At 48.3% G+C, this 18,555-nt stretch carries 12 protein-coding genes; all 12 read right to left on the bottom strand.

The features are described 5' to 3' along the window. The 12 genes from cyoC to ACE3MZ_RS03680 all read right to left on the bottom strand — a co-directional run bounded on the left by cyoC (window position 1) and on the right by ACE3MZ_RS03680 (window position 18,327). Window positions 1-612, bottom strand: coding sequence for a cytochrome o ubiquinol oxidase subunit III (gene cyoC, locus ACE3MZ_RS03735; RefSeq protein WP_411345169.1), 612 nt, complete (start codon window positions 610-612; stop codon window positions 1-3). Beyond that, a complete protein-coding gene (locus ACE3MZ_RS03730; protein WP_411345168.1) occupies window positions 612-2,588 on the bottom strand; it encodes a cbb3-type cytochrome c oxidase subunit I in 1,977 nt (658 codons plus the stop codon). The genes cyoC and ACE3MZ_RS03730 overlap by 1 nt, the downstream gene beginning before the upstream one ends. Before the next feature lie 101 nt (window positions 2,589-2,689). After that, window positions 2,690-3,706, bottom strand: a complete 1,017-nt coding sequence (gene qoxA / locus ACE3MZ_RS03725; RefSeq protein WP_411345167.1) for a cytochrome aa3 quinol oxidase subunit II — start codon at window positions 3,704-3,706, stop codon at window positions 2,690-2,692. A 292-nt stretch (window positions 3,707-3,998) separates the two neighbouring features. Beyond that, window positions 3,999-4,271 carry a hypothetical protein gene (locus tag ACE3MZ_RS03720; RefSeq protein WP_411345166.1) on the bottom strand — a complete coding sequence of 91 codons (273 nt, stop codon included), beginning with the start codon at window positions 4,269-4,271 and terminating at the stop codon, window positions 3,999-4,001. Window positions 4,272-4,433: 162 nt separating this feature from the next. Continuing rightward, window positions 4,434-5,777 carry a GH1 family beta-glucosidase gene (locus tag ACE3MZ_RS03715; RefSeq protein ID WP_411345165.1) on the bottom strand — a complete coding sequence of 448 codons (1,344 nt, stop codon included), beginning with the start codon at window positions 5,775-5,777 and terminating at the stop codon, window positions 4,434-4,436. 109 nt (window positions 5,778-5,886) lie between these two features. After that, complete coding sequence (locus ACE3MZ_RS03710) at window positions 5,887-8,499, bottom strand: glycosyl hydrolase family 95 catalytic domain-containing protein (protein ID WP_411345164.1); 2,613 nt, start codon at window positions 8,497-8,499, stop codon at window positions 5,887-5,889. A 176-nt stretch (window positions 8,500-8,675) separates the two neighbouring features. Beyond that, window positions 8,676-10,367 (bottom strand): ABC transporter substrate-binding protein, encoded by a 1,692-nt coding sequence (locus tag ACE3MZ_RS03705; protein ID WP_411345163.1) that lies wholly within the window; start codon window positions 10,365-10,367, stop codon window positions 8,676-8,678. A 184-nt stretch (window positions 10,368-10,551) separates the two neighbouring features. Continuing rightward, window positions 10,552-12,243, bottom strand: a complete 1,692-nt coding sequence (locus ACE3MZ_RS03700; RefSeq protein ID WP_411345162.1) for an ABC transporter substrate-binding protein — start codon at window positions 12,241-12,243, stop codon at window positions 10,552-10,554. Between the two features lie 307 nt (window positions 12,244-12,550). Continuing rightward, the gene (locus tag ACE3MZ_RS03695; RefSeq protein WP_411345161.1) at window positions 12,551-13,453 is read right to left on the bottom strand and encodes a carbohydrate ABC transporter permease; all 903 of its coding nucleotides are present in this window, start codon (window positions 13,451-13,453) and stop codon (window positions 12,551-12,553) included. 94 nt (window positions 13,454-13,547) lie between these two features. After that, a complete protein-coding gene (locus ACE3MZ_RS03690) occupies window positions 13,548-14,528 on the bottom strand; it encodes an ABC transporter permease (protein WP_411346686.1) in 981 nt (326 codons plus the stop codon). Between the two features lie 425 nt (window positions 14,529-14,953). Continuing rightward, entirely contained in the window at window positions 14,954-16,522 is a 1,569-nt protein-coding gene (locus tag ACE3MZ_RS03685; RefSeq protein WP_411345160.1) for a response regulator, read from the bottom strand. Window positions 16,523-16,542: 20 nt separating this feature from the next. Then, complete coding sequence (locus ACE3MZ_RS03680) at window positions 16,543-18,327, bottom strand: sensor histidine kinase (protein ID WP_411345159.1); 1,785 nt, start codon at window positions 18,325-18,327, stop codon at window positions 16,543-16,545. Window positions 18,328-18,555 lie beyond the last annotated feature (228 nt).

Here is an 18,555-nt window from a genome sequence, read left to right as displayed (position 1 = left end):
TTACATCACCCCCATCAGATAAACGACCGACAACAGGAAAATCCAGACGGCGTCCAAAAAGTGCCAGTACAAGCTGAGTACGTTGACTTTACCGCGTGTTACATCGGTAATGCCTTTGCGTCCCAGTTGAATCATAATAAGCAACATCCAGCCCAGACCCATCGATACGTGAAGTCCGTGCGTACCAACCAGCGTGAAGAACGAGGTCGCGAATGCACTTGTACCGAAGTTGAAGCCTTCGTGTACCATTTTGATAAACTCGTCAACTTCCAGGAAAATAAACGCTGCACCCAGTACCCATGTTACTGCTAACCAGGAAATCAGTTGCTTTACTTTCCCTTGGTTCATTGCCAGTACAGCAAGACCACTTGTAAAGCTGGATGTCAGGAGGATAAAGGTTTCAGCGATAACGCCCGGCATTTCGAAAATCTCGGACGCGCTCGGTCCGCCTGCCGTATTGTGGTGCAAGACCACATACGTAGCAAACAGCGTACCGAACAAAACAACGTCCGTGATCAGGAAGATCCAGAAGCCAAGCAGCTTCAATTCCTGTGGATCGTGATGTCCATGGTCATGATGATGATCATGACCGTGTGTTGCGGCTTGTGCCATTAAAGTGTCCCCCTTAATGAAGCCTCAGTTTTTTCTACTTCTTCTGCTGGAATGTAGAAGCCCTCATCATCATTCATGGAACGTGCAGCCAGACAAGCCAACACGCCCGCAAGACCGATTACGGCCATCCATACCCAGTGGAATGTAAAACCGAAACCTGCGATAAAGAAGCACGTAGAAAAGATAATCGGGATACCCGAATTACTAGGCATATGAATTGGTTCGTATTTTGGTTTCGCATCCTTCGCAGGAAGCTTACCAGCAGCACGACGCTGCTTCTCGATCCACAGTGGATCTCTGCTATCCACTACCGGAGTAATGGCAAAGTTGTATTCTGGAGCTGGAGAAGGAATCGTCCATTCCAGTGTGTGAGCATCCCACATGTCGCCAGTAACATCTCTTTCGCGGTGTACAAAGCTATAAGCGATCTGTACAGCCTGCAAGATGAAGGCAATACCCATCAGGTACGCACCAACCGTCGATACGACGTTCAGCGGGCCCCAGCCGGTATCCCAATCAAATGTACTTACACGACGAGTCATACCCATCAGACCGAGCAGGTACTGCGGCATGAAACATACGTAGAAACCGATGTTCCAGAACCAGAAGGACCATCTGCCCAGCGTTTCGTTCAGCTTGAAGCCGAACATTTTTGGCCACCAGTAGTACATGCCGGCAAAGTAACCGAACACGACGCCACCGATCAGAACTTGGTGGAAGTGGGCGATTAGGAAGTAACTGTTGTGATACTGGAAGTCAGCAGGTGCAACCGAGAGCAGTACCCCTGTCATACCACCGACGATAAATGCCGGGATAAACGCGACCGTCCAAAGCATGGGCAGATCGAAGCGGATACGTCCGCGGTACATTGTGAACAACCAGTTGAATATTTTAACCCCTGTCGGGATTGCGATCAACATCGTGGACAAAGCGAAGAAGGCGTTGACGTCTGCACCGGAACCCATCGTGAAGAAGTGATGCGCCCAAGTAAAGAACGATACAAACGCGATGATCATCATCGCAAAGACCATGGAAGTGTAACCGAACAGCTTTTTGCGTGAGAACACGCTGACGACTTCGGAGAAGATACCGAACGCCGGCAAGATAACGATATATACCTCAGGGTGACCCCACATCCATATCAAGTTGATATACATCATCGGGTTACCCCCACCGTCAAGGGTGAAGAAGTGGCCGCCCCCAAACCGGTCGAGGAACAGCAGTGCCAGTGTAACAGTCAGAATCGGGAATGCGAAGATGATGATTACGCATGTTGCGAATACCGACCAAGTGAACATTGGCATTTTCATCATTGTCATGCCTGGTGCACGCATTTTGATGATGGTAACGAGGAAGTTGATACCTGTTGCCAGGGAACCAATACCAGAGATCTGAATACCCCAGATGTAGAAGTTCTGACCCGGACCCGGGTTAAACTGCATCTCCGACAATGGTGGATAACTGAGCCAACCTGCGTCCGGCGAACCGCCGATAACGAAGGAAAGGTTAAACAGCATCGCACCGAGGAAGAACAGCCAGAAGCTCAGGGAGTTCAAATACGGGAACGCAACGTCGCGCGCGCCAATCTGTAGCGGAACGACAACGTTGAACAAACCGAACATAAACGGCATCGCCATAAATAAGATCATAACTACGCCGTGCGTAGTGAAGACTTGGTTATAATGCTCAGGATGCAAAAACTCAAAGTTTGGAATCGCTAGCTGCGTACGCATCATCAGGGCATCAACGCCACCGCGGAACATCATGATGATGGCAGCCAGGATATACATGATACCGATCTTTTTGTGGTCAACGGTAGTCAACCAGTTACGCCAGAGCCATTTCCACTTTTTGAAATAGGTCAATCCAGCAACGATGGCAATCGATACCAATGCAATGGATACGTCTGCACCGTAAATCAGCGGATCACCGGTGACGAAAAACTCGGATGCAAACTGTTTAATATTTTCGAGCATCGTGGAGCTCCTTTCACTGTCTTTATCTATACCGTGTCAGGCAGACAACAGTATAATGCAGCATTGTATCAATGCCAGAACATCATTCAACCGACAGAGGATTACTTGGAATCCGTACCCAATCCATCATGCTGTTGATTGGATTCACTGTCTGTACCCATGTCGCTTTGACCTTCATTGCTCTCACCTTCACCGGTTTGAGTCTGAGGAGTCGTATGGGATGCACGATCAGTATCAGCAATACCGCCTGGCAGATATTTGCCCACCAGTTGTTGGAACAAATTGTCCGGGAACGCCGAGAAGAATTGCTTTTCAGCTGTACCTGGAGTCGACAGCGATTGGTACGTATCCATAGTCATTGGCTGAGACTCAGTTTTCACTTTGTTCACCCATGCCTGATAGTCCGCATCGCTCACTGCATTTACGTCAAATCTCATGTCGCCAAAGTGCTCACCACTAAAGTTTGCACCGGAACCGAAATACGTGCCTGTATGGTCTGCCTGCAAATACAAGGTCATCGCCATACCAGACATTGTATAAATCTGACCACCCAGCTGCGGAATCCAGAAGGAGTTCATCGGAGCATCGGAAGTCAATTCAAAACGGATTGGCGTATCTTCAGGAATGGTCAATGTGTTCACAGACGCGATTCCCTCTTCAGGATAGAAGAACGCCCATTTCCAGTCCATCGATACTGCCTGGATGGTTACGGGTTGCTTTTGTGACTGAATAGCCACGGAAGGTTCGAGCGCGTACGTATAACGTACCGTTACGATACCAATAATGGCGATTACGACAATCGGAATGCCCCACCAAATGGATTCAAGCAATGTGCTATGGCTGAAATCCGGATCGTATTTCGCCTTTCTGCCCGGCTTGTCACGATATCTCCATACAATGACAAATGTCAGTATGGTAGTTGGTACGATGACAATCGCGGTCAGAATCGTAGAAATGATAATGATATCCCGTTGTCCTTCTGCAATAGGGCCTTTCGGATTGAGAACAGCGTAGTTACTGGAGCCAGTAGCTAACGCCCACACCGTCAGGGCCAGCGACAGAACAGTTACAACCAGAAGAACCCATAACATAAGGCGCGAACCTGGTTTTTTGTTCATCTTGATCCCCTTTCTCACTTAACGCTCATGACGTTCATAATATTGAAACCACACATTCCTATGGTAACACTAAGTGTGCTTTTTGCGTATCCATAGAAGGTGTAAATTTCAGTTTTTTTTGGCTTGTTAACAAATCTGTCAATTTATTAGTAACCAAAAGTGAATGATTTCACATTATTTCAAGATTAACATATTTTTATTTCAACAAAAAGCCCCTTTAAGAATAAATCTTAAAAGGGCCGTATTCATGTTGTTTGTTGCATACTATACATCTGTTAACAACGTATAACTATTAATCATCTTTAATGCCTTCTTTGCCCTCATCGCTGCGAGCCTGCATCGATCCAAGCCATTTACCAAGCGAATAAATGATCGCAAAAGCCGCCAAACAGCCTACTCCCATCATCAATCCCAAGTTATTGTCGTTAAATGGTTGAAGATTGAATACAATCAGCAGGATACCGGCAGCACAGGCAATCCATGCCACGATACTGAGCATACGGCTCAGTCCATACGTATTTTGCGCTGATGTTCTATTACGGGGACTTTTCGAGTTGGTAGCCATGGAATCCACTCCCCTTTCTTCGTAGTTGTTTTGCTAGTATGTGTACCGGTGATCACTTGCATGCATTCAATATTGGATCGCATCGGTATGCTATACTGCCTATTACCACAAAATAGGGTCTTTGATTCGCTCGTCCCATTTATATTTTAAAGATCGATCGTATTAACGCGTTTCCATCCAGTTATTACGCACCACATTCTGATACCAGTAATAACTTTCCTTCGGTGTACGCACCTGAGTACGGAAATCGACATGCACCAGCCCAAAACGCATACGATATCCTTCTGCCCATTCAAAATTATCCATGAGCGACCATGCCATATATCCTTTCAGATGAATACCGTCGTTGATCAGACGGTGTACCTGAGCAATATGCTGTTGCAAATAGTAGACGCGAATCACGTCATTCACTTTACCATTTATCGGACATTCATTAATACAAGCGCCGTTCTCGGTAATATAGATATCGTTGTTGCCGTATTTTTGTAGATAGTGAATGACATCATACAGACCGGTCGCATCAATCGGCCAACCGATATCGGTCTTGAACAGCCCCATATCTACTTCTTCACTTTGCAAAGAACCAGCGGATGCGTTATACCGATTAACAGTTGGATGATAATAATTGATACCTAGCAGATCAATCGGTTGCGCGATAATCTCCAGATCGCCATCTTGAATAGGCGGCGTTGCGCCTGCTTGCTGGAACCATTCATATAGAGAAGATGGATATTGTCCTTTGTAGATCGGATCAAGGAACCAGTCGGCATACACTTCAATATTACGGTCACAAGCAGCGCGGTCTTCCGGACGCTTGCTGTAAGGAACCGCCCACGCGACATTCGGCGCGATTCCGATCTGTCCTTCCAGTTGCAGTTCACGGAATAGCTTCACTGTATGTCCATGCGCTACTAGAACATGATGCCCAACATTCAGCGCCATTTGCAGATCCTCATTCCCCGGCGCATGCTTGCCTTCCAGATTGGACAGAAAAGCGATGCACCACGGTTCATTGAACGTGAGCCAAAATTTGATTTTGCCGGAAAATTCACGGAAGATCACTTCGGCATATTTGACAAAAGCATCGATAGTGCGTCGATTCTCCCAACCACCTACATCCTGCAATGCCTGTGGAAGATCCCAGTGATATAACGTACAAAAAGGCTCAATTCCCGCTTCCAGCAACGCATCTACAAAACGATGGTAAAACTCAATGCCTTCACGGTTAATCTCTCCATCCCCATCTGGAATAATACGCGGCCATGCTACCGAGAAGCGATACGTATCAATACCGAGTTCTTTCATTATAGCAATATCTTCTTCATACCGATGGTAGCTGTCACAAGCGATATCCCCATTATGCCCGTTATACACTTTGCCTGGCGTATGAGCGAATGTATCCCAGATCGACAATCCGCGTCCATCTTCCTGATACGCGCCTTCAATCTGATACGATGCGGTCGCTGTGCCCCAGCGAAAATCCTTTGGAAATTGGAAAATAGTCATAATCGAAACCCTCCCATAGTAAAATATTTACAAATGAGTATACGCTTACATCATAGTATAGTTCAGTGTTATACAACAGGCTGTAACTTATGTTTCCCGGTACGTAAATTCAAGACAATAGACCACTTACATGTTCTGTACGATGAATCAAGTTGTACCGTTCTCCTGCTGTTACCGCAAACTCGATCAGATGACCATGCTCATCCTCTGTATATTTGAACTCTGGTGCCGCTACGATAGGTTCATCAGAAGTAACCGGGATATCATGAATATGCAGCGGCTGTGCAGAACGGATGCGACATACGCCAGTATGATCAGCTTGGAGTTGTGCATGCTGCAACTGTCCGTCACTCCAGCTAATATCTACCGTATATCCGCCGCGCGCACGTAGCCCCGTAACACTCCCGCTTTGCCAATTGGAGGGCAACGCAGGCAGCAGGTGAAGATGATCCAGATGACTGTGCAGCAGCATCTCTGCCATACCAGCCGTTCCACCAAAGTTGCCGTCAATCTGAAACGGTGGATGTGCATCAAATAGATTCGGATACGTCGAACGTGCTAGCAATGTATGCACAAAATGATGTGCTTGCTCGCCGTCCAACAACCTCGCATACAGATTGATCAGCCATGCACAGCTCCAGCCGGTATGCCCACCACCATGTTCCAGACGCCGCTCTAGTGATACGCTTGCCGCTTGTACCAGCTCAGGGCGCTCCTGACGGTTGATTTCATTACCTGGATACAATCCGTACAGATGCGATACATGGCGATGTCCCGGTTCATGCTCCTCATAATCGTCATACCATTCGCGCAATTGCCCATGACGTCCGATCTGGAAAGGATACAGACGATCCATCGCGGTCGTGAGGCGATCCATAAATTGCTCATCAAAACCATTCAGACGATGATGTTCTATCGATGATGATTCGCTTATCGCAAACGATTCGTCTATCGATGATAATCCATCTACTGATGATAATCCGTCGATCGGTGATGCTGGCTGATCCGCTGCTGATCTTGTGCTTGTTTTGTCATGCTGAGAAGCCAACACTTGCGCCGCCTGCATACAATGCCGGAACAGTTCCCGGATCAAGGTCATATCCATCGTCGATGCCGCAGATATGCTGCATGGCGTGCCACGTTCCGTCAGAAACTTATTTTCCGGTGATGTGGATGGTGCGGTTACGAGATACCCCTGCGGGTCTTCCACCAACCAATCCAATGCAAATTGGGCTGCTTCTTTCATAATTGGATAGGCGGTCTGGCGTAGATACTCTACATCCCGCGTATACTCGTAATGCTCCCACAGATGCGCGCACAGCCAGATGCCGCCCATCGGCCAGAATGCCCAGCTGGCATCGCCACCCGTTGGAATTGCCTGTCGCCACAGATCGGTATTGTGGTGAGTGACCCAGCCGCTTGCACCGTAATGAACAGTAGCAGCCTGTCGCCCGCTATGGCTCAGCTGTTCAATCATCGTCAGCAACGGTTCATGACATTCGCTCAGATTGCACAATTCCGCAGGCCAATAATTCATCTGCGTATTGATATTGGTCGTATAATCGCTGTACCACGGCGGCTGCACATGCGGATTCCAGATGCCTTGCAAATTAGCAGGCTGACTGCCCGGACGTGAACTGGCGATCAGCAGATATCGTCCATAATGGAAATAGAGAGCTTCCAGCTCGTTATCCTGCCCCTGCTGTTTGTACCGCTGCAATCGCAGATCGGTCGGCAACACATCTGCCTGCTGCGAACGTTCTTCTGGTGATGTCCCCAGCTCCAGCTGTACCCGTTGGAATAAACGTTCATGATCGGCAACATGCTCTGCCCGGATCTGGTTCCAACCGAGTGCTGCTGCACTATCCAGCTGCTGACGACACTGTTCCACCAACGAGCGTCCAGTGCTACCGGGTTGACGATCGTAGCCGTCATAATTGGTTGCCGCCGCTAGTAAAATAACAACCTCGGTTGCCCCATCCACATGAATCATCTCGCCATGTGCCTGTACTGTTCCACTATCGCTCCATACATGCAGAACAGTATGAAAATGAATGCCCTGCTCTTCGGCATCATTCCAGCGGTACGGCTGTTCCTTTTCCCCATACCACGAAGCTTCCGGGTATACATAGCCCTTCATCTCCAGCTGGTGACCAGATGTGGTGAGTCTATGCGGCTGTACACTATTCAGACTGATCTGCGCAGACAATGGCTGTTGAATGGTGCTACGTAGCCGATAGGCAAGGATCTGATGCGGATAGCTGATCAGCACCTCTCGCTCCAACGATTGCGCTCCCTGCTGCCACGATGTGCGCGATACCGCTTGCTGTAAATCGAGTTCCCGGTGGTAATGCCGAATCTCGCTATCCGCTTCTGGCGCAACATATTGCACGATCAGATCACCCAGCGGTTGATATGCCTGTACATCCTGACCGAGCATCTGCTCATTGACCAGCTCCTGCGCTTCATCCAGTTGCCCAGCGAAGATCAGCTTGCGTGCCTGTTCCAGATGCTCCAAGCTAGACGGGTTCGAGCGTTCACGCAGCGTTCCAGACCAGAGTGTATCTTCATTCAGCTGTACCACATCGCGTACTGCATCACCGAATACCATGCCACCGATTCGCCCGTTCCCAATTGGTAACGCTTCTTCCCACACCTCCGCGGGTTGGCTATACCAGAGTCTATACATATCATTTGTAGAGCGTGCTTGATTTTCCGTCATATTCAGTCCTCCTTTGTATTCATTTCCGAGCAGTGAAGCCTCTTCCAGACGAGGAGCATCGGAATCAATGTCCCACAATGATTGCTCGATGAAAAAAAGAGGCTCGTATCACCGAGCCTCTCTTGTTGTGCTGTTGCTAACTATGCATCGTACTTGCTGACTTGAGGATTACGCGATTACTTGGCGGCTACCGGTTTGCTCCACAGTTCAACGGTATCCTTGATCATTTGCGAATACGTTTGTTCCATTTTCTTAATGTCATCGGTATTCAACTCGGTGATCATCTGATCGTAGACGCTGTCAAACTGATCCGGTTTTGCCAAAATCGCTTCTGGAATACGTTTGCGTACGATATCCTGCGATTTTTGGAAAGAAACAGTGTAGTTCGGGTCATCTGGTGCTGGCAGGTTGTACGCGGCTCCCCATGCTTTGACTGGGAACTCGTCTTTTTGCGGGAACAGGTCTTTCCATGTGGTGGCACCGTAAGCTTTCAGTGTATCTTTTTCCGGTTGAGTGTATCCGGCTACGATTTGTTCTGGGAAGTTGGTTGTGTAGTAGTTACCGCCGGAATCCTTCACACCATCGCCGTAGCGAACGGAGAAGTTGTACATGCCGATTCCCGATTCTTTGGTAAAGTTGGTATTGTCATTGACTTTGCGATCTTGCACATCTTGCGGGATGACACGTTTGCCATCTTTCATTTCATATTGTTTGCCTTCAATGCCCCAGTTGTTCAGCACCTGAGCTTCATCGGATGCCATCCAATCGAGGAATTTGATCATGCGGATCGGGTCTTTGGCAGATGTGGTGATACCAATACCGTAACCGACTGGTGCGCCAACATCTTGGAAGGAATGGTCTTTTGTTTGACCATCCAGTTGTACCGGATAGTGACCATAAGTGCGTTCCGCCATACCGGATGTTTTCAGCGAGTTCTCGGCTTGCTGATAATCCCACTCTTGGTCGATCAGACCGAGAACGCGACCGCTTGCTACTTTGGACAGATACTGATCACTCTTCTGGGTAAAGGACTCAGGGTCCAGCAGACCTTCGTTGTACATATGATTCAGCCAGCGGAAGTATTCTTTTTCCTCTGGGCGTTTGTAGTGCAATTGCGCTTCATACGTTTCCGGGTTGATGTAGAATTCGCCATCATCCGGTGCACCGGTGGAGGTGAATGCCGGGTTGGTGACGGTGATCATGATCTTCCAGTCATCCGCATTGAGAGACAATGGAATCGTCGGCTGACCGTTGATCGTTGGGTGCTTTTCTTTGTACTCTTTGAGCACATTTTCAAAATCCTTCACCGTTTGGATTTTCGGATAACCAAGCTCCTTCATAACCGCATTCTGTACTTCAAAGCCGCCACCTGCATCGAACGAAGTCTGACCGACTCCGGCATTTGTTGGAATGACGTAGATGGACGGATCTTCCTTGCTGTATTGCAAACGGGACAGATCGTCACCGTATACTTTTTTGATGTTAGGACCGTATTTGTCGATCAAATCGGTCAGATCAATCAGTGCGCCCGCTTCTACGAGCTTCGTAACCGAACCTTTCGGATAGATCATGTCCGGGTATTCGCCGGATGCAGTCATCAGCGCGATCTTCTGTGTACCACCGCCACTGACATCATATTCCGCGTTGATCGTAACATTGGTTGCTTTGGTAATCGCCTGTCCTACATCATCTTTCATCCCGTTCCAGGTTGGATTGGGGTCAGAGCCGAAAAAGGAAAATGTAATCGGTGTCGATGTATCAGATGTTTCGGTTTGGGTCGGATCGGAGTTACCTCCGCATGCGGTTACAGTTGCCAGCGACAGAACTGCCAGCGGAATCAGTGCACGTTTTAAGAATGTTGCAGACATTGTAAAAAGTCCTCCTTTATAGTAAAAGCCTCTCTTGCTGCGCAAATCTGCCGTACATCCTCCTCTCCTCTTCATCTACAGTAGCAGAGTATGAAAAAAGGGACTCCAGCAACAGAGTCCCCCATTTGTATTTCCATACAGAAACCGGGTATTCAGGAGTGAAGCTTACACTCCTTGCTGCTGCTTACTTGGCGGCTACGGGTTTGCTCCACAGGTCCACCGTGTCTTTGATCATTTGCGAATACGTTTGTTCCATTTTCTTCATATCATCGGTGTTCAATTGCTCGATCATCTGATCGTAGATCCCGTCAAACTGATCTGGTTTAGCGAGTACTGCTTCTGGAATACTTTTACGTACGATATCCTGCGATTTCTGGAATGTTACCGTATAGTTCGGGTCATCCGGTGCAGGCAGGTTATACGCTGCTCCCCACGCTTTGACCGGGAACTCGTCTTTTTGCGGGAACAGATCTTTCCATGTCGTTGCGCCGTATGCTTTCAACGTATCCTTCTCCGGCTGGGTATATCCAGCGATAATTTGTTCCGGGAAGTTGGTTGTGTAATAGTTGCCAGTAGAATCCTTCACACCGTCACCGTAATGAACGGAGAAGTTGTACATGCCGATACCGGATTCTTTGGTAAAGTTGGTGTTGTCGTTGATTTTGCGCTCCTGTACATCAGCCGGGATGACGCGTTTTCCGTCTTTCATTTCATACTGTTTACCTTCAACGCCCCAGTTGTTCAATACTTGGGCTTCGTCGGATGCCATCCAGTCGAGGAACTTGATAATGCGAATCGGGTCTTTGGCAGAAGTCGTAATCCCCATACCGTAACCGACCGGTGCACCGATGTCTTGGAAGGAGCGGTCTTTGGTCGACTCATCCAGTTGTACCGGATAGTGACCGTAGGTGCGCTCTGCCATTTTGGATGATTTCAGCGAGTTCTCGGCTTGCTGGTAATCCCACTCCTGATCGATCAGACCAAGAACGCGACCACTGGCGATTTTGGACAGATATTGGTCACTCTTCTGGGTAAAGGTTTCTTTGTCCAGCAGACCTTCATTGTACATGTGGTTCAGCCAGCGGAAGTATTCTTTTTCCTCCGGACGTTTGTAATGCAATTGCGCTTCATATGTCTCCGGGTTGATGTAGAATTCGCCGTCATCCGGTGCGCCGGTGGACAGGAATGCCGGATTGGTGACAGTGATCATGATCTTCCAATCGTCTGCATTGAGGGACAATGGAATGGTTGGCTGACCGTTGATAGTTGGATGTTTTTCTTTGTACTCTTTGAGCACATTTTCAAAGTCTTTGACTGTTTTGATCGTAGGATAACCAAGCTCTTTCATGACCGCATTTTGCACTTCAAAGCCGCCGCCTGCATCAAAGGATGTCTGACCTACACCAGCATTTGTTGGAATGACATAGATGGATGGATCATCCTTACTGTATTGCAAGCGCGCCAGATCATTGCCGTATACCTTTTTGATATTCGGACCGTACTTGTTGATCAGATCGGTCAGATCAATCAGTGCGCCCGCTTCTACCAGCTTCGTAATCGATCCTTTTGGGAAAATCAGATCTGGGTATTCGCCCGATGCCGTCATCAAAGCAATCTTCTGCGTACCGCCGCCACTCACATCATACTCGGCATTGATCGTTACATTAGTCGCCTTCGTAATCGCTTGACCGACATCATCCTTCATGTTGTTCCAAGTTGGACTTGCATCCGAACCAAAGAACGAAATGGTGATCGGTGTCGATGTGTCCGACGTTTCCGATTCGGATGGATCTGCACTGCCGCCACAGGCAGTTACGGTTGCCAGCGACAATACCGCCAGCGGAATCATGACGCGTTTCAACAATTTGCCAGCCATGAAAAAGCCCCCTTTTGAATGGTCATCCTCTGTATGCTAAGACGGCACTGCCGTCACGTAGCCTTTGCGAAAATAACATGTACACAATTCGGAAACAGTATTTCCCTGAGACCATTTGCGGATCACCATTCAACATTCAATGTTTCCGCTTACATTTAAGGGGAAATAGATAGCCGGTGCAATGACCGGCTGAGGCAATACGGCAGGAATCGTTTGGAATCGGATTGCAGAAACGATCGCTGTGCTTGTCATGCAGAGTAGCAGATGCAGGAATGACTATGTACGCCAGCCCCGGAGGGCAAAGGCGTTACGCCTTCACCGCACCCAGTGTCATACCGCTAACAAAGTACTTTTGCAGGAATGGATACACGATCAGGATCGGTACGGTAACGACAATCGTAATCGCCATCCGAATCGATTCTGGCGAGATGCTTGCCATCTGCTTCGCCATATCGTTTGCATTCACAGCGCCGCTTTGCTGGGTACTTTGCTGCAATACTTTCATCAGCTCGTACTGAAGCGTCGTCCACTCTGGCGAACTGGCATTGTACAGATACGTATCAAACCAGGAATTCCATTGTCCCACTGCGAGGAACAGGGCAATCGTCGCCAGTACCGGCTTACAAAGTGGCAAAATGACTTTGAGATAGATCGTAAAATCATTTGCCCCGTCCAGCTTCGCTGATTCTTGCAGCGCATACGGCAATCCGTCGATAAAGGAACGGATAATGAACACGTTGAACGCACTGACCACGCCGGGCAGTACATACACCCAGAACGAGCCGATCAGATGCAGATCGCGCATCAGCAGGAACGTAGGCACCAGACCTGCTGTCACATACATCGTCAACGCCAGAAAGGTCGAGATGAATTTGCGTGCCTGAAAATCAATCCGGCTGAGGGTAAATGCTAGCATCGAAGCGCTGATCAGACCGAGAATCGTACCAACCACCGTCCGCAGGATCGAGATCTGTGCACCTTGCAGCAGACCTTGATACTGGAAGATGACTGAATAATTCTCAAATGTAAAGGCGCGCGGGATAATATGGATACCGCCTCGTACCGTATCTGACGATTCGTTAAGCGAGATCGCCAGCACGTTCAGAAACGGATACAGCGTTACAATCAGTACAAGCGACATCAGAATCGTATTGCACACATCAAAGATTTTGTCGCCTTTGGTGGCGTTGAATGCTTTGTTGGTTGCCATTACCGTTCTCCCCTTTCAAACTCATATCGTATACGGCAGCAGGCGGAACGTCTTCATCCCCGCCGATGCTGCTACGTTATCTGCGAATACAATGTTACATAATGCTCTCTTTGGTCGTTTTCTTGAAGATGCCATTTGCTGTAAACAACAGCGCAATACTGACCACGGAGTTGAAAATACTGATCGCCGTACCATAGGAGTACCGGTTCATTTCAAGCCCGTATTTCAGTGCATACAGGTCTAATACTTGAGAATAGTCGGTGACAAGGTTGTTGCCAAGCAGGAACTGCTTTTCAAAGCCGATGCTGACCAAGTGACCGATCGACATGATGAGCAGGACGATAATCGTCGTTCGCATACCAGGTAGGGTAATATGCCACATCTGGCGGAATCGGTTCGCACCGTCAACCCGTGATGCTTCATATTGCTCCTGATCAATACCCGTAATGGCAGCCAGATAGATGATCGTATTCCAGCCCATTTCCTTCCATACATCGGAAGCGGTTACAATGCCCCAGAACCATTGCCCCTGTGCCATAAATTGAATCGGCTGGTCAATAATATGGAGCGAAACGAGCAATTCATTAATGATACCACCATCGGTGGAGAGTGACTTGGTGACGATCCCGGCTACAACGACCCAGGATACAAAGTGAGGCAGATACGATACCGTCTGTACCGTACGCTTGAAGATCATGCCGCGCACTTCATTAAGCAGAATCGCGAACACAACCGGGAAAATAAAACCGAAAATCAAACCGAGGAAACTCATTGCCAGTGTATTGCGCAGTGCCAGGTAAAACTGCTGATCCTGAAACAATGCAATAAACTGATCTAGCCCGACCCAGCGCTGTTCAAAAAACGAGCGTGCCGGACGATATTCCTGAAATGCCATCAGCCAGCCCCATAGCGGAACATAACTGAAAATGAATGCCCAGATCACAAATGGGATCGACATCAGATACAGATAACGCTGCTGCTTGAACACCTTCCAGAAGCTGCCGGTTTTGCCGGTACTGATGCTGGACGCCTTATCCCGTTTGCGGGAAGATGCCTGTTTGGTTGTTGAATCCATCATTCCATCCACCTTCCTATAATCGGCTTCATCGCGAGGATGATGCCTTGCTGTGCTGCAACCGTATCGTGGTGAGTACATATTGAATTATAAAAGAAAGCGCTTTCTATTTATACCTGACAAATTGGATGTAAAATCATATAAAAATTAGTCATCGGCTCCATTTCCTGTCACATCACTAAAAATAAAGGGTACAGCACCATCCATTCTCTGAATCATCCCTACATAAACATTCAGATACCAATACAAAAAATCCTGCTCTCCTCAACAGAACAGGAAAACAGGATATTCTACTTATCATAATTGGTATGACGCATCATATCATTTCATTGCTACTGCATTCGGTCTGCATTGTTGCAGCATATACCTTGCTCTATCTATCAGCTCTGCATCCAGTGGGCATTGCTTATTAGTCTGTTCATCCTTCAATCCAATTGCCGATCCAGTTGTTCCCGATAAGCGGACGGTGAGATGCCAGTGTACTTTTTGAATTTGCTATGAAAATAATCCACATTCGCATATCCAACCTGCGCTGCGACCTTGTGTACCTTCATACCCTGCGCCAGCAACTCCTTGGCACGATCCAGCCGCACCTGATCAAGAAAATGATTGAACGAATCGCCTGTATACGTTTTGAACATTTTGCCTAAGTAAGCGCTATTGTAATTGAATACTTCCGCGAGCAGCTCCAGCTTCAGATTGTCGCTATAATGACGACGGATAAAGTCAGTCATCTGCTTCATCACCGATTCATGACTGCCTCCATCAATCGATTGCAGCAGACAATCCAACCGTTCGCTAATCAGCTCCACTACGCCTGCCGCTGTAGAAGCCGAATACAGCTCTGGAATCAATGCCAGACACTGCTGCACCGCTGGACCTGACCCGGACACGCTCCCCGGCAAGCGGCTGAGCGCGAGTGACAGCACATGCGAGCACAGACTTTTCGTTTCCCGCTCTGGCATGGCTGCGCGATGACATGTATCCAGCAATTCCTGCAATACCCGCTGTGCAGCAGACAGACTACGAATATCGACTGCATAATACAGCCGATCTGCCCACTCCGCTGCTTGAGGTGCCGGAACGGTCGTCCCCTCTTCCGCAGCCACTGGCGCTTCATCAAACGTTGCTGGCTGTACTTCCGCCTCTGCCAGCGCTACCCCGGAAGAGTCAAACCAGAATCGTCCTTCCAGCAACAACTGTGCCTGTTCATAACTGTCATGAATCCATTCTGCTTGTTGTGCCATCTGTCCGGCAGCAATATACCACTGCTCCCGAGCGCCATCTTCATCCAGCAATCGCTGTCTCAAATCCGCCAATGCCTGCGCATCATAATGCCTGCCAGTCAATATGCCAATCCATTGCCCCGCTGCGAATACAATATGCTGCTCTTCTCCTTGCCATCCGCTACGTAACCGCTGCAACGGACGATTCATCCCTTCTCCCTGCTCGCCTGTACCTGCATGCCACTCCAGCAAAAGAATCTGATATCCGTCCCAGTCCAATCGCAGCTCCTGTAGCGCACGCTCCTGCTCCCTGCCAGACGTACTCAGCAGCATCTGCTCCACCAATTCATGAGCGTGCACCTGCTGCGGCTGCACAGCATTCCCACGCTGCTCCTGTTCTAGCGTGCGGTATACCCGGCGCAGCTCCTGCTCCATCTCTTCTTCATCCACCGGCTTCAGCAAATACCCATCTACCCCATACCCAAGCGCCCGGCGCGCATATTCAAAATCCGCATGACCGCTCAGAATGAGCACATGTGCCTGATTATGCTCCTGACGCAATTGCTGAATGACCTCTAGCCCGCTCATGCCCGGCATACGGATATCCATAATCATCAGATCGGGCTGAATGCGTTCAAACTTTTGCAGCGCCTCGCGCCCATTTGCTGCCGCATCTACCACCTCAAAGCCTATCCGGTCCCAGTCAATAATCGTTTTCAATCCTTCCCGAATCGCTGGTTCATCGTCGACAATCATCACTTTAAACATGATCTGTGGTCCCTCCCCTGTTAGGATTCCGTCATATCCGAAGCTGGTATTTTAAAAGAAATCTGTGTACCGGCATGCGGTGTGCTGGAGATATGCAGCCCGTACGCCTCGCCGTAAGATAAAGTAAGCCGCTGGTGTACATTTTTCAGCCCGATACGGTCGCCCTCGCTATCCGTACGCAGCGACTGGCGTACCTGCTTCAATCGCTCCATGCTCATGCCAGAACCATTATCGATCACATCAATCAATACTTCATGCTCAATTTGTAGCGTGCGGATAATGATCAAGCCGCCACTTTCCCGGCTCTCCAAACCATGAATAATCGCATTCTCCACCAGCGGCTGAATGATCAGCGGTGGAATCGGCGTCTCGCCAGTTTGTGGATCAAGCAGCAATTCATAACTGAGACGATCTCCAAATCGGAATTTCTGAATGTCCAGATACGAACGTACCAGTTCCATCTCGCCCTGAATCGTTGTATGCTTGCTGCCGATCTCCAGATTGTTGCGAATCAGCTTGCCGAGTAGGCGAACGATGTAAGCGATCTCCTTTTCCCCGTTGACGTGTGCCTTCATCCGAATCGATTCTAGCGCGTTGAACAGAAAGTGCGGATTCATCTGACTTGCCAGCATTTTAAAATTAATATCTCGCTGACTAATCTCCAGCTTCGTATTGCGTTCATTCGTCTCATACACCTGATCCATCAGCTGCCGGATATTCAGCACCATATCGTTAAATTTGCGAGACAACTGACCAATCTCGTCCATCCCGGTAATTTTGGATGAGACTTTGAGATCACCTGTGCCGACCCGATTAATCTGACGGCTCAATCCAGACAGACGGCGCGTAATCAGCAACGAGATCAGTTGCAAAAATAACAGACCAATCAGCAGAATCGCCACCAGCACGCCCGTCCCGATCAGGATGATCATATTGGAATCGCGTACAATACTATTATTGGAAAAGACCGATACAATCTTCAGTCCATTCATACTACTCTCTGGAATCAATTCGTCTACAACGATATTGGACAGTTGCCCATTGACCTCGCGTTCATAGATACCTTTGCCTGCGAGATCGATATCAATATCTACACCGGGATCATCAAGCCGTTTCCCGATCAGATCGGTGTTTTTGGCAGATACGATATTGCCACGATCATCCAGAATCATCGTCTCAAACGGTTCTGCGCTAATCAGCGAATTGAGATACGATTGGCTTAGCTCGATCACTAGCACCCCGCTCGTCGTATAATCGGTAAAATTGATTTTGCGCACCAGACTAAGCACTTGCGGCGTATTGATCTGATCATCCTTGCGATAAAACCAGTTAATCTTGCGGCTATTGATCGCCGCCTGATACCAATTGCTATTACGCGTATCCGAGTTCACCCGCATAAACTCCAGATTGTCCTGCAACGTATCATTCGTCGCATAAAAGCGAATCGCCGACACTTCGGAATACAGTCGCTGATACTCGTCAAATTCCTGATAATTCCGGTACGCTTCCACGAGATCGTATACCCGGTCATACCTTGTATTGACCACCTGACTCAGCCGTGTATCAAATAGCAGCTCATTGGAAATGTTAATCGGCACACGCAGCATAGTGGTCAGCTGGTTCTTGATCCGCTCCACATTGGTTGTCGTTTGCTCAACCGCATTGTTGAGTGCATCCTGACGCATATAATTCACCACAACCCCGCCGATAATCAAGACCGGCAACATCACGACAAAAATATAGGCGATAATCAGCTTGTTTTTGATTTTGATATCGTTAATACGATGGATCAACATACGCCACATCGGTGTACCCGCTTTCCATATCGTTTGACAATCATTCCGCACAACAACAGGTCGAAAAGTTACCCCTACAAGTTTCTTGCTTTGATCAAATTCGACCTCACCAAATATGAAACGCTTACAAAAGTCATGGTGGAAATATACTGTATCATAACATATTCTCAAATAAAAAGACTGTCCATAAAAGACAGTCTCTGGTAGAAGGTGTAAATTTTAAAAAAGTATTAAATT

Source organism: Paenibacillus sp. WLX1005 (genome assembly GCF_046603685.1).
Taxonomy (GTDB): Bacteria; Bacillota; Bacilli; order Paenibacillales; family Paenibacillaceae; genus Saccharibacillus.
This window is presented reverse-complemented; position numbering and strand designations above follow the sequence as displayed.